11 protein-coding genes are annotated in these 12,653 nt (G+C 62.4%); 10 read left to right on the plus strand and 1 reads right to left on the minus strand.

Translation table 11 applies throughout. The features are described from left to right. The 8 genes from ACM6JM_RS15175 (at position 1) to ACM6JM_RS15210 (ending at position 7,036) form a co-directional block, all read left to right on the plus strand. Positions 1–186 (plus strand): Trm112 family protein, encoded by a 186-nt coding sequence (locus ACM6JM_RS15175; RefSeq protein WP_003179363.1) that lies wholly within the window; start codon positions 1–3, stop codon positions 184–186. Then, positions 183–947 carry a 3-deoxy-manno-octulosonate cytidylyltransferase gene (gene kdsB / locus ACM6JM_RS15180; RefSeq protein ID WP_074688122.1) on the plus strand — a complete coding sequence of 255 codons (765 nt, stop codon included), beginning with the start codon at positions 183–185 and terminating at the stop codon, positions 945–947. Before ACM6JM_RS15175 ends, kdsB begins: the two co-directional genes overlap by 4 nt. After that, on the plus strand, positions 947–1,411 hold the full coding sequence (locus ACM6JM_RS15185; RefSeq protein WP_064598568.1) for a low molecular weight protein-tyrosine-phosphatase: 465 nt from the start codon (positions 947–949) through the stop codon (positions 1,409–1,411). The genes kdsB and ACM6JM_RS15185 overlap by 1 nt, the downstream gene beginning before the upstream one ends. Continuing rightward, positions 1,408–2,427: a UDP-N-acetylmuramate dehydrogenase gene (murB, locus tag ACM6JM_RS15190; RefSeq protein WP_414882137.1), complete on the plus strand. Its 1,020-nt coding sequence runs from the start codon at positions 1,408–1,410 to the stop codon at positions 2,425–2,427. The genes ACM6JM_RS15185 and murB overlap by 4 nt, the downstream gene beginning before the upstream one ends. Before the next feature lie 247 nt (positions 2,428–2,674). Continuing rightward, positions 2,675–3,145, plus strand: coding sequence for a (2Fe-2S)-binding protein (locus ACM6JM_RS15195; RefSeq protein ID WP_039770687.1), 471 nt, complete (start codon positions 2,675–2,677; stop codon positions 3,143–3,145). Further along, positions 3,142–5,463, plus strand: coding sequence for a molybdopterin cofactor-binding domain-containing protein (locus tag ACM6JM_RS15200; protein ID WP_414882138.1), 2,322 nt, complete (start codon positions 3,142–3,144; stop codon positions 5,461–5,463). The genes ACM6JM_RS15195 and ACM6JM_RS15200 overlap by 4 nt, the downstream gene beginning before the upstream one ends. Next, entirely contained in the window at positions 5,463–6,443 is a 981-nt protein-coding gene (locus tag ACM6JM_RS15205) for an XdhC family protein (RefSeq protein ID WP_414882139.1), read from the plus strand. Before ACM6JM_RS15200 ends, ACM6JM_RS15205 begins: the two co-directional genes overlap by 1 nt. Then, positions 6,440–7,036 carry a nucleotidyltransferase family protein gene (locus ACM6JM_RS15210; RefSeq protein WP_414882140.1) on the plus strand — a complete coding sequence of 199 codons (597 nt, stop codon included), beginning with the start codon at positions 6,440–6,442 and terminating at the stop codon, positions 7,034–7,036. The genes ACM6JM_RS15205 and ACM6JM_RS15210 overlap by 4 nt, the downstream gene beginning before the upstream one ends. Positions 7,037–7,103: 67 nt before the next feature. Here ACM6JM_RS15210 and rne read toward each other — a convergent pair whose 3' ends face one another. Next, entirely contained in the window at positions 7,104–10,328 is a 3,225-nt protein-coding gene (gene rne / locus ACM6JM_RS15215) for a ribonuclease E (protein ID WP_103386989.1), read from the minus strand. Between the two features lie 699 nt (positions 10,329–11,027). Between rne and rluC the strand changes: the two genes are divergently transcribed. Continuing rightward, positions 11,028–11,990, plus strand: a complete 963-nt coding sequence (gene rluC / locus ACM6JM_RS15220; RefSeq protein ID WP_039770677.1) for a 23S rRNA pseudouridine(955/2504/2580) synthase RluC — start codon at positions 11,028–11,030, stop codon at positions 11,988–11,990. Further along, positions 11,977–12,639, plus strand: coding sequence for an HAD-IA family hydrolase (locus ACM6JM_RS15225; RefSeq protein WP_085607333.1), 663 nt, complete (start codon positions 11,977–11,979; stop codon positions 12,637–12,639). Before rluC ends, ACM6JM_RS15225 begins: the two co-directional genes overlap by 14 nt. Positions 12,640–12,653 lie beyond the last annotated feature (14 nt).

Genomic DNA, 12,653 nt, shown 5'->3' on the forward strand with positions numbered 1-12,653 from the left:
ATGGACACCAAATTGCTCGACATCCTCGCCTGCCCGGTCTGCAAAGGCCCGCTCAAGCTCAGCGCCGACAAGACCGAACTGATCAGCAAGGGCGCCGGTCTGGCGTACCCGATCCGCGACGGTATCCCGGTCATGCTGGAAAGCGAAGCCCGCACCCTGACCACCGACGAGCGTCTGGATAAATGACCACCGCCTTCACTGTTGTCATCCCGTCGCGCTACGCCTCGACCCGCCTGCCGGGCAAGCCGCTGCTGGACATCGCCGGCAAGCCGATGATCCAGCACGTCTGGGAACAGGCGAGCAAAAGCAGCGCCAGCCGCGTGGTCGTGGCAACCGACGATGCGCGTATCGTCGAGGCCTGCAAGGCTTTCGGCGCTGAAGTGGTGCTGACCCGTGAAGATCATAACTCCGGCACCGATCGTCTGGCCGAAGTGGCGGCGAAGCTGGGTCTGGAGCCGGATGCCATCGTGGTCAACGTGCAGGGTGACGAACCGCTGATCCCGCCGAGCGTGATTGATCAGGTCGCCGCGAATCTTGCGGCCCACACCGAAGCGCGCATGGCCACCCTGGCCGAGCCGATCGAAGACGTCGAAACCCTGTTCAACCCGAACGTGGTCAAGGTCGTCAGCGACCTCAACGGTCTGGCGCTGACCTTCAGTCGAGCGACCCTGCCATGGGCCCGCGATGCTTTCGCCAAGAGCCGCGACGTGCTGCCGGAAGGCGTGCCGTATCGTCGCCACATCGGCATTTATGCCTACCGCGCAGGCTTCCTTCAGGACTTCGTGAACTGGGGTCCGTGCTGGCTGGAAAACACCGAATCCCTCGAACAGCTGCGTGCCCTGTGGCACGGCGTGCGGATTCATGTGGCTGACGCGTTGATCGCGCCGCCGACCGGGGTCGACACCGCCGAAGACCTCGAGCGCGTCCGTCGCCTGCTGGAGGCCTGATGCGCGTTCTGTTCGTGTGCCTGGGCAACATCTGCCGTTCGCCCACCGCCGAAGGCGTGTTGCGCCACAAGTTGCGTGAAGCGGGGCTGGCGGATCAGGTCGAAGTGGCCTCTGCCGGCACTGGCGACTGGCACGTTGGCAATCCGCCGGACAAGCGCAGCCAGGCGGCGGCCAAGCTGCGCGGTTATGACCTGTCGGCGCAACGCGCGCAGCAGGTCAGCCGCGCCGATTTCGCCAGCTACGACCTGATCCTCGCCATGGACAACAGCAACCTGCGCAATCTCAAGGCGCTGCAACCGTCCACCGGCAAGGCCGAGCTGGACTTGTTCCTGCGCCGCTACGAAGGTGAAGTCGACGAGGTGCCGGATCCGTATTACGACGGCGATCAGGGCTTCGAGCAGGTGCTGGATCTGATCGAGCGTGCCTGCGATCAGTTGTTGATTGAAGTGAAGGGGCGGTTATGAGTTTGCAGATACAACCGCAGGTTTCCCTGAAACCCTTCAATACCTTCGGCGTTGATGTGCGCGCACAGCTGTTTGCCGAAGCCCACAGTGACGCCGATGTGCGCGAAGCCCTGGCGTATGCGAGTGCCCATGATGTGCCGTTGCTGGTGATTGGCGGCGGCAGCAATCTGTTGCTCACGGCGGACATCCCGGCACTGGTGCTGCGCATGGCCAGCCGTGGCATCCGTGTCATCAGCGACGACGGCAATCGTGTGGTGATTGAAGCCGAAGCCGGTGAGCCGTGGCACCCGTTCGTGCAGCACACGCTGGCGCAGGGTTTTTCCGGGCTGGAGAATCTCAGCCTGATCCCCGGCACTGTCGGTGCTGCGCCGATGCAGAACATCGGTGCCTACGGTGTCGAGATCAAGGATGTGTTCGCCGGCCTGACGGCGCTGGATCGCCAGACCGGCGAGCTGCGCGACTTCAGCCTGGAGGAATGCCGGTTCGCCTACCGCGACAGCGTGTTCAAGCAGCAGCCGGGACGTTGGCTGATCCTGCGGGTGCGCTTCGCGCTGGATCGAGTCGCGCATCTGCACCTGGAATACGGCCCGGTGCGTCAGCGCCTGACCGAGCAGGGCATCGAGCAACCGACGCCGACGGATGTCAGCCGCGCGATTTGCAGCATTCGCAGCGAAAAACTGCCGGACCCGGCGGTGCTCGGCAATGCCGGCAGCTTCTTCAAGAACCCGCTGGTGCCGGCGGCCGTGGTTGCACAGATCAAGGCGCAGCATCCGGATCTGGTGGCCTACGCGCAACCGGACGGGCAGATGAAACTGGCGGCCGGCTGGTTGATCGAGCGTGCCGGTTGGAAGGGCTTTCGCGAGGCCGATGCCGGCGTGCATAAATTGCAGGCGCTGGTGCTGGTCAACTACGGTGCGGCGACCGGGCTGCAATTGCTCGATCTGGCACAGCGGATCCAGAAAGACATTTCAGAACGTTTCAATGTCGAGCTGGAAATGGAGCCCAACAGGTATTGAGGCTACGCTTTCAAGGCTGAACCCAAAGCCCTGCACTTATTTAAAAAGTGCAGGGCTTTTTTGTTAATCGCGGGTTAACGTAGCCAGCTAACGATACCAACCATTTGCTCCACCAAAGGCCCGGTGCAGACATTCCCGTCGGCACAAGAGAGCCTGATTAGCCTGAGCCGATCTGCGCGAACCACTACCGTCCCTGCGGTGGCAGATGGCTCGACCCCATAACCTCCAAGAATATGCGGGCGTGCCCATGATTACCCTGAAACTCAATGGTCAAGATCATCCACTCGATGTCACCGAGGACATGCCGCTGTTGTGGGCGATCCGCGACGTCGCCGGTTACAACGGCACCAAGTTCGGCTGCGGCATGGGCCTGTGCGGTGCATGCACCATTCATATCGACGGCGCGCCGGCGCGCAGTTGCATCACCCCGATCGGTTCGGTGGTCGGGCAGAACGTGACCACCATCGACAACCTGCATGCCGACCCGGTCGGTCAGATCGTCCAGCAAGCCTGGCTCGACACCGCTGTGGCCCAATGCGGTTACTGCCAGGGCGGCCAGATCATGTCCGCCACCGCGTTGCTCAAGACCAACCCGAACCCGAGCGACGAGCAGATCGAAGAAGCGATGGTCGGCAACATTTGCCGCTGCGGTACCTATAACCGGATCAAGACCGCGATCCGTCAGGCATCCACTCACCTGAAGGAGGCCAAGGCATGAGCCGTCTACCGAACGATTTTGCCCTGAGCAACCTGAGTCGCCGGGGCTTCCTCAAGGGCGTCGGCGCCACGGGTGCGCTGGTGCTGGCGGCGAGCTGGGGCTGGCAGGATGCGCTGGCCGAAGACAAGCCCAAGCAGTTCGGCGCCGATGGCATGCCCAACGGCTGGATCGACGATCCGAAGGTCTACGTCAGCATTGCCGCCGACGGCACGGTGACCGTGGTCTGTAACCGTTCGGAAATGGGCCAGGGCGTGCGCACCAGCCTGACCATGGTGGTCGCCGATGAACTGGAAGCCGACTGGGCGCACGTCAAGGTTCAGCAGGCGCCGGGTGATGAGGTGCGCTTCGGCAACCAGGACACCGACGGCTCGCGCAGCATGCGGCACTGGTACGAACCGATGCGCCGTTGCGGCGCCGCCGCCCGTACCATGCTGGAACAAGCCGCCGCTGCGCAGTGGAAGGTGCCGGTCGGCGAATGCCGCGCGCAACTGCATAAAGTCATTCACACACCGTCCGGGCGTGAGCTGGGTTACGGTGAGCTGGCCGCTGCGGCCAGTGCGCTGACGGTGCCGGCCCGTGACAGTCTGCGGCTCAAGCAACCGTCGGAATTCCGCTACATCGGCAAGGAAGGCACCAAAGCCATCGACGGTGCCGACATCGTCAATGGCCGCGCGGTGTACGGGGCCGACGTGCATTTCGACGGCATGCTGTTCGCGGTCATTGCGCGTCCGGCGGTGTACGGCGGCAAGGTCAAGTCGGTGGACGACAGCGCCGCGCTGAAAGTGCCGGGCGTCCTCAAAGTCATCCAGATCGAGCCCCGGCCATTGCCTTCGGAATTCCAGCCATTGGGCGGCGTGGCCGTGGTGGCCAGCAACACCTGGGCGGCATTGAAGGGCCGTGAAGCGCTGAAGATCGAGTGGGACGATGGCCCGAACGCCACTTATGACTCGGTCGCCTATCGCAAAGAGATCGAAGGCGCTTCGCTGAAACCGGGCAAAGTGGTGCGCAATACCGGCGACATCGACAAAGCCATCGGCAGCGCCGCCAGCACGCTCGAAGCCTCTTATTACTTGCCGCATCTGGCCCAGGCACCGATGGAGCCGATGGTCGCCATCGCCCGTTACAAGGATGGCACTTGCGAAGCCTGGGCACCGAGCCAGGCGCCGCAGGTCACCCGCGAGCGGATCGCTGAACGCCTGGGGCTGCCGTTCGATAACGTCACTTTCAATGTCACGCTGCTGGGCGGTGGATTCGGGCGCAAGTCCAAACCGGACTTCGTCGTTGAGGCTGCTGTGCTCGCCAAGGAATTCCCCGGCAAAGCGGTGCGTGTGCAGTGGACCCGGGAAGACGACATCCACAATTCGTATTTCCACACCGTGTCCGCCGAATACCTCAAGGCCGGTGTGGGCAAGGACGGTTTGCCGTCCGCCTGGTTGCACCGCACGGTGGCGCCGAGCATCACCGCGCTGTTCGCACCGGGCATGAACCACGAAGCCGCCTTCGAGCTGGGCATGGGTTTCACCAACATGGCCTACGCGATTCCCAACGTGCGCCTGGAAAACCCTGAGGCCACGGTGCACACGCGGGTGGGCTGGTATCGCTCGGTGTCGAACATTCCCCATGGCTTCGCAATCCAGAGCTTCGTCGACGAACTGGCGCACAAAGCCAAGGAAGATCCGCTCAAGTACCAGATCAAGTTGCTCGGCCCGGATCGGCAGATCGACCCGCGTACGCTCAGTGAAGAGTGGAATTACGGCGAATCCCCCGAGCGTTATCCGATCGACACCGGGCGCATGCGCACCGTGCTCGAAACGGCAGCCAAGGCGGCGGGGTGGGGGCGTCAATTGCCCAAGGGTCGTGGCCTCGGATTGGCGGTGCATTACAGCTTCGTCACCTATGTGGCGGCGGTGATCGAAGTCGAGGTCAAGGATGACGGCACATTGATCGTGCTCAAGGCCGATATCGCCGTGGATTGCGGCCCGCAGATCAACCCCGAGCGCATCCGTTCGCAGTTCGAAGGCGCCTGCGTGATGGGCCTGGGCAACGCCGTGTGGGGCGAAATCAGCTTCAAGGACGGCAAGGTGCAGCAGGACAACTTCCATATGTATGAAGTCGCGCGCATGTCGTTGGCGCCGAAGGAAGTCGCGGTGCATCTGGTAACGCCGCCGGGCGAGGTGCCGCTGGGTGGCGTCGGCGAACCGGGCGTGCCGCCGATTGCGCCGGCGCTGTGCAATGCGATCTTCGCCGCCACCGGCCAGCGCATCCGTAACCTGCCGGTGCGTTACCAGTTGCAGGGCTGGCAGAAGGCGCAAGCGTAATGGACAGCGCCGATCTGAATGTCCTGCGTAGTGTGCTCGAATGGCGTCGCGCCGGGCAGCGAGTGATGCTGTTCAGCGTCGTGCAGACCTGGGGCACCGCGCCCCGGGCGCCCGGCGCAATGCTGGCGTTGCGCGAAGATGGCGTGGTGATCGGTTCAGTGTCCGGCGGTTGCGTCGAGGATGATCTGATCGCCCGGCTGCACGATGGACGGATTCCCGCCAACGGGCCGCCGGTGCAGTTGATCACCTACGGCGTGACGCAGGAAGAAGCGGCGCGCTTCGGCCTGCCTTGCGGCGGCACCCTGCGCCTGACCGAGGAGCGGGTCGGCGATCCGGCGTGGGTCGCCGAGTTGCTGGATCGCTGCGAGGCCCACGAAATCGTCGCGCGCGAGCTGAACATCGGCACTGGCGAGGTGGTGCTGCGACCGGCCGGCAAGACTGACACCTTGAGCTTCGACGGCCAGACCCTGCGCGCCATCTATGGCCCGCGCTGGCGCCTGCTGTTGATCGGCGCCGGGCAGTTGTCGCGGTATGTGGCCGAGATGGCGCGATTGCTGGATTTCGAAGTACTGATCTGTGATCCGCGCACCGAGTTCGTCTATGGCTGGGAAGAGCAGCATGGACGTTTTGTCCCCGGCATGCCGGACGAAGCAGTGCTGAATATCCAGACCGATGAACGCACGGCGATTGTCGCGCTGACTCACGACCCACGGCTGGATGACATGGCGTTGCTCACGGCGCTCGACTCCAAGGCGTTCTACGTCGGCGCACTCGGCTCACGGGTCAACAGCCGCAAGCGTCGGGAAAACCTGGCTGAGCTAGGCTTGTCGGAAGCGGCCATCGCCCGTTTGCACGGGCCGATCGGTTTGCATATCGGCAGCCATTCACCGGCGGAAATCGCCCTGTCGCTGTTGGCGGAAATCGTCGCGATCAAGAATGGTGTCGAGCTCAAGCAGAAGAAGACACTGGAGAGCGTATGAGCCGATCCATCGGAGTGATTGTGCTGGCGGCGGGCGAGGGCAGCCGCTTTCGCGAAGTGGCGGGTGTCGACAAGGACAAGCTGCTGGCTGATTGCACCGGGCGCGACGGCGCGGTGCGTTCGGTGATCGAGCAGGTGTTGGTGAACCTGCCGGCGAGTCTCGACAAGCGAGTGCTGGTGACGACCCAGGCGCGACCGCAGGCGATGCGCATGGCGCAGGCCTACGGGTGTGACATTATCTCGATCGAGTCCACGGGAATGGGCGACAGCATCGCGGCGGGTGTGGCGGCTTGCCCGGAAGCCGATGGCTGGCTGATTGTGCTGGGCGACATGCCGTTCATCCTGCCGTCGAGTATTGAGCGGGTCGTGGCGGCGATGGCCGAGGATGCGGTCAGCGTACCGACGTTGAACGGTGATTATGGGCATCCGGTCGGGTTTGGCCGCTCGTTCGCCGCAGGGCTGATGGCTTTGTCCGGTGACCGGGGCGCCAGACCGCTGTTTGCCCAAGGACGGGTGATTGAAGTCGCGGTGGATGACCCGGGTGTGGTGTGGGATATCGATGTACCGGATGCGCTGGTGTTCCCGCCATCCTGATAAAACCTTGAGATATAAAAAAGCCCCGCCTGGATCACCAGGCGGGGCTTTTTAGTGGCTTTTGGAATCAGACGAGGGGTTTAGGCTCGTGTTCTTTTTCCTGGGCCTCTTCGTGTTGCTCGACCGCTTCCTGAACGGAGCGTGGTGCTTCGGCAATCACGGCTTCAACGGCAACTTCCTCAGCGACCGGGGCAGGAGCCGCCTCGACCACGTCGGCAGCTGGAGCAGCAGCGGCGGCAGCCAGCTCGGCTTCCTTCTGCAGACGCTCTTCTTCACGCTTGCGACGACGCACTTCGCGCGGGTCGTTCGGCGCGCGCCCGCTTGGGGTCAGGGCGCTGACCGGAGCAGCTTCAACCACTGGCGCTGGTGCTTCGGCTACTACTGGCGCTTCAACCACAGGGGCTTCAACGACCGGTGCCGGTTCAGCAACAACTACTGGCTTGGCAGCCTTGGCTTCTTCAACAACAGGCGCTTCAACCACTGGCGCTGGTGTTTCAGTGACAGCCGGCTCGGCGACCCAGTTGAACGCGGTCTGTTCTTCGCGAACTTCACGCACGGTTTCGGTCACGGTTTCAGCGACGGTTTCGACAACCGACTGTTCAGCGACGGCTGGCGCTTCAAAGGACACAGCTGGTTCGGCAGCGACTTCAACCTGAGGCTGAGCTTCGCGAGCCGGAGCTACTTCGACTTCCGGAGCAGCAGGTGCTACGACCGGAGTGGTGGCTTCAACAACCGGCGCTTCTACTGGAGCAGTTTCCAGTGTTGCAGCGGTAGCGCGTTCAGCTTGCTCGTGGGCCTGAGCTTCAGCTGGAGCGCTGATCACGGTGCTGGCAACAGCAGCGGTCACAGCCAGGCCAGCGGCCAGATCGGCAGTGCTTGGCGCCTGGGCGTTTTCGCCGGACTCGGACTCTTCCGAACCTTCGATCACGTTGCCGTTGGCATCACGCTGACGCTCGCGACGGTTGCTGCGACGACGCTGACCACGGGAGCGGCGGCGTGGACGATCGCCTTCGGCGTTCTCCGAACCGTCTTCCGGCAGTTGCTCTTCGTTGGTGGTGATTTCTTCTTCAGCGACGGCAGCAGCGGCCTGTTCGGCACGCGGTTGACGCTCTTCACGCGGAGGACGTGGCGCACGCTCTTCACGTGGCTGACGGGCAGGACGCTCTTCAGCGGTGGCGGCGGCAGCAACGGCCGGAGCGGCATCCAGCGGCTCGCGCAGTTCACGTACGCGTTCTTCACGCTCGCCACGCGGCTTGCGATCTTCGCGCGGAGCACGTGGTGCACGTTCTTCACGAGGGGCGCGTGGTGCGCGTTCTTCGCGGGCTACCGGTGCTTCGTCACGGGATTCGCGTGGCTCGCGGACTTCACGTGGTTCGCGCGGCTGACGCTCTTCTCGCGGCTCACGTGGGGCGCGCTCTTCACGCGGTGCACGCTCTTCGCGCGGCTTGCGCTCTTCATCGCGGCGACCATTACGGTTGCGGCTCTGCTGACGACCGTTGCGACGCTCTTCGTTGCGGGCCGGACGCTCGGTGGCTGGTTTTTCAACCACGACCGGAGCAACCGGCTCTTCCTTGGTGGCGAACAGGCTGACCAGCGACTTCACCAGGCCTTTGAACAGGCTTGGCTCTGGCGCAGCAACCGGAGCAGGTGCCGGGGCCGGAGCGGCGACTTCGGTCGGAACCGGAGCGTTGGCGCGGGCCGGAGCGGTCTTGACCGCGGCTTCCTGGCGAACCAGGGTGCGGGTCGCGGCGGCTGGCTGGACGTCTTCGACATCGGCGGCAGCGGCAGCGATTTCGTAGCTGGACTGGTTGGTTGCGGCTTCCGGGCTGTCGTCACGCAGGCGCTGAACTTCGAAGTGCGGGGTTTCGAGGTGATCGTTCGGCAGGATGACGATGCGGGCGCGGGTGCGCAGTTCGATCTTGGTGATCGAGTTGCGTTTTTCATTGAGAAGGAACGCGGCCACCGGGATTGGCACTTGAGCGCGAACTTCGGCGGTGCGGTCTTTCAGGGCTTCTTCTTCGATCAGACGCAGGATCGCCAGGGACAGCGATTCGACGTCACGGATGATGCCGGTGCCGCTGCAGCGCGGGCAGACGATGCCGCTGCTTTCGCCGAGCGAAGGACGCAGGCGCTGACGGGACATTTCCAGCAGGCCGAAGCGCGAGATGCGGCCGATCTGCACGCGGGCGCGGTCGGCTTCCAGGCATTCGCGGACTTTCTCTTCCACGGCGCGCTGGTTCTTGGCAGGGGTCATGTCGATGAAGTCGATGACGATCAGGCCGCCGATGTCGCGCAGGCGCAACTGACGGGCGATTTCTTCGGCGGCTTCAAGGTTGGTCTGCAGGGCGGTTTCTTCGATGTCGCTACCTTTGGTGGCGCGCGCCGAGTTGATGTCGATGGACACCAGGGCTTCGGTCGGATCGATGACGATGGAGCCGCCGGATGGCAGTTCGACGACGCGCTGGAAAGCGGTCTCGATCTGGCTTTCGATCTGGAAACGGTTGAACAGCGGAACGCTGTCTTCGTACAGCTTGATCTTGCTGGCGTACTGCGGCATCACCTGGCGGATGAAGGTCAGGGCTTCGTCCTGGGCTTCAACGCTGTCGATCAGCACTTCGCCGATGTCCTGGCGCAGGTAATCGCGGATGGCGCGGATGATCACGTTGCTTTCCTGGTAGATCAGGAACGGCGCGGAACGATCCAGCGAGGCTTCTTTGATGGCGGTCCACAGTTGCAGCAGGTAATCGAGGTCCCACTGCATTTCTTCGCTGCTGCGGCCAAGGCCGGCAGTGCGCACGATCAGCCCCATGTCGGCCGGAGCGACCAGACCGTTCAGCGCTTCACGCAGTTCGTTGCGCTCTTCGCCTTCGATGCGACGGGAGATGCCGCCGGCACGCGGGTTGTTCGGCATCAGAACGAGGTAACGACCGGCCAGGCTGATGAAGGTGGTCAGGGCTGCGCCCTTGTTGCCACGTTCTTCTTTTTCGACCTGAACGATGACTTCCTGGCCTTCGCTCAGGACGTCCTTGATGTTGACGCGGCCTTCAGGGGCTTTCTTGAAGTATTCGCGGGAGATTTCTTTGAGGGGCAGGAAGCCGTGGCGCTCGGAGCCGAAATCGACAAAGGCAGCCTCAAGGCTTGGTTCGATGCGAGTGATGCGGCCTTTATAGATGTTGGCCTTCTTCTGCTCGCGTGCACCGGATTCGATGTCCAGGTCGTAGAGGCGCTGGCCATCTACCAGTGCAACACGCAACTCTTCGGGTTGAGTTGCGTTAATCAGCATTCTTTTCATGTAGTACCGTCGGTTTCCGGGCTGCCGGAAACGGCGTTCGGCACACACGACTTCTCACGGTCGGTGTCAGGTGCGTCGGGAGTGGTTGGCCATTCCCGTGTCCAGCGATGTCCGGCCAATTGGGCCGTTATCGCGACGTACGCGTCCTGCTTGCTGTGGCTACTTAAGCACTCAGTCAGGAGGAGGAATCAACCGGTGGCTGTGGACGAGATGAAGCGTCTTGATAAAACCTGTTGCTACACAGTCCAGCGGTTGTGCATCTCCACCCTACACGTATCCCTGATAATTCGGGTGCTGCCGCGCGCAGAATCCGCAGCGGGTTGGCATTTACCGTGAGCTCCGAAAGGGGAGGTCACGCATCATGGCTAATTCAGGCGGTGTTTCCGGAGTCTTCGCTCGGGGTCATCCGCGGCTGACTGCACTTTGTGAACTGGCCGTGAATATGGCTCGCGTGGCGAGTCAAAACTCTGCTTTGCGGCGTGATTCAGGCCTCATGTCACCTGCGCTTGTTACAGCTGCAAACTCCACCGTTACGTAGCAAAAGCCCCGTAGGACGGCCTCGCGTCCTGGTGAATTGCGTTGGTCAGGGCCGGTTTTTGACCGTGGTTCCGCTGTCCAGGCCGCTTTTGGCGGCGTTCGCGACTATAGCAGCAATGATTAAGTGCTTCAATTCCATAAAAAATTGTTATTATCCGCGCCATGACGACTACTGCCCCTACGACCCCAGGCGTTCAACTGCTTGAGGTCTCGCCGGAATATGCCGGCCAACGAATCGACAATTTCCTCCTCGCCCGGCTCAAAGGCGTGCCCAAGACCTTGATTTACCGCATTTTGCGCAAGGGCGAAGTGCGCGTGAACAAAGGTCGGATCAAGCCCGAATACAAGCTGCAGGCCGGCGATATCGTGCGCGTGCCGCCAGTGCGCGTGCCTGAGCGTGACGAACCGGTGCCTTTGGCCCAAGGCCTGTTGCAGCGCCTGGAAGCCTCGATTGTCTACGAAGACAAAGCCCTGATCGTGATCAACAAGCCCGCCGGCATTGCGGTTCACGGTGGCAGCGGCCTGAATTACGGCGTTATCGAAGCCTTTCGTCAGTTGCGCCCCGATGCCAAGGAGCTCGAGCTGGTTCACCGTCTCGATCGCGACACCTCCGGCCTGCTGATGATCGCCAAGAAACGCAGCATGTTGCGTCACTTGCATGCCGCGTTGCGCGGTGACGGTGTCGACAAGCGCTACATGGCACTGGTTCGCGGCAACTGGGCGACCTCGATCAAGCAGGTCCGTGCGGCGCTCGGCAAGAGCAATCTGCGCTCCGGTGAGCGCATGGTCGAGGTCGACGAGGAGGAGGGCAAGGAGTCTGTGACCGTGTTCAAGGTCCTGCGTCGCTTCGGCGATTTTGCCACTTTGATCGAGGCCAAACCGATCACCGGTCGCACGCACCAAATCCGCGTCCACACGTTGCACGCCGGGCACTGCATTGCCGGCGACACCAAATACGGCGATGACGGTTTCAGTAAGGAAATCCGTGATCTGGGCGGCAAGCGCCTGTTCCTGCACGCCTACATGCTGACCGTGCCGCTGCCCGATGGCGGTGAACTCAAGTTGCAGGCACCAGTCGATGAAATGTGGGCCAAGACTGTGGAGCGATTGAGTGCGCCCATCTGATTACAAGCTGCTGATTTTTGATTGGGACGGCACCCTGGCCGATTCCATTCATCGGATTGTCGAGGCGATGCACTCGGCGTCCGGGCGTTCAGGTTTCGAGTTGCGTGATGATTTTGCCGTTAAAGGCATCATCGGTCTGGGCTTGCCCGAGGCGATCCGCACCTTGTATCCGGAAATCAGCGATGCCGAGATGACCTTGTTTCGCGAGTATTACGCGGATCACTACATCGCTGCAGAAGCCGTGCCTTCGCCGTTGTTCGAAGGCGTAGTCGAGTCGATGGCGTCCTTTCGCGAGCAGGGCTATCACCTGGCTGTCGCGACCGGCAAAAATCGTCGCGGGCTGGATCGGGTGCTCAAGGCCAATGGCTGGGAAGATTATTTCGATATCACCCGCGCAGCCGATGAAACTGCAAGCAAGCCGCACCCTCTGATGCTGGAGCAGATCCTTGCGCATTGCGGTGTGCGTGCCGAGCAAGCGCTGATGGTCGGTGACTCGTCCTTTGATCTGTTGATGGCGCGCAATGCGGGGATGGATTCGGTGGCGGTCAGTTATGGCGCGCAATCGATCGAATCACTGCAACAGTTCGAGCCGCGACTGTCGATCGACCATTTTTCCGAATTGCACGCCTGGCTGGGGCAGCAGGCTTAATACGTTTTTGCTGG

The organism is Pseudomonas sp. IT-P2, assembly GCF_949767575.1.
Lineage (GTDB): Bacteria > Pseudomonadota > Gammaproteobacteria > Pseudomonadales > Pseudomonadaceae > Aquipseudomonas > Aquipseudomonas pharyngis.

Bases quoted from the DNA above. Each gene is read 5' to 3' on its own strand.
- ACM6JM_RS15175 (WP_003179363.1), top strand. From the start codon at position 1: ATGGACACCAAATTGCTCGACATCCTCGCCTGCCCGGTCTGCAAAGGC.
- kdsB (WP_074688122.1), top strand. From the start codon at position 183: ATGACCACCGCCTTCACTGTTGTCATCCCGTCGCGCTACGCCTCGACC.
- ACM6JM_RS15185 (WP_064598568.1), top strand. From the start codon at position 947: ATGCGCGTTCTGTTCGTGTGCCTGGGCAACATCTGCCGTTCGCCCACC.
- murB (WP_414882137.1), top strand. From the start codon at position 1,408: ATGAGTTTGCAGATACAACCGCAGGTTTCCCTGAAACCCTTCAATACC.
- ACM6JM_RS15195 (WP_039770687.1), top strand. From the start codon at position 2,675: ATGATTACCCTGAAACTCAATGGTCAAGATCATCCACTCGATGTCACC.
- ACM6JM_RS15200 (WP_414882138.1), top strand. From the start codon at position 3,142: ATGAGCCGTCTACCGAACGATTTTGCCCTGAGCAACCTGAGTCGCCGG.
- ACM6JM_RS15205 (WP_414882139.1), top strand. From the start codon at position 5,463: ATGGACAGCGCCGATCTGAATGTCCTGCGTAGTGTGCTCGAATGGCGT.
- ACM6JM_RS15210 (WP_414882140.1), top strand. From the start codon at position 6,440: ATGAGCCGATCCATCGGAGTGATTGTGCTGGCGGCGGGCGAGGGCAGC.
- rne (WP_103386989.1), bottom strand. From the start codon at position 10,328: ATGAAAAGAATGCTGATTAACGCAACTCAACCCGAAGAGTTGCGTGTT.
- rluC (WP_039770677.1), top strand. From the start codon at position 11,028: ATGACGACTACTGCCCCTACGACCCCAGGCGTTCAACTGCTTGAGGTC.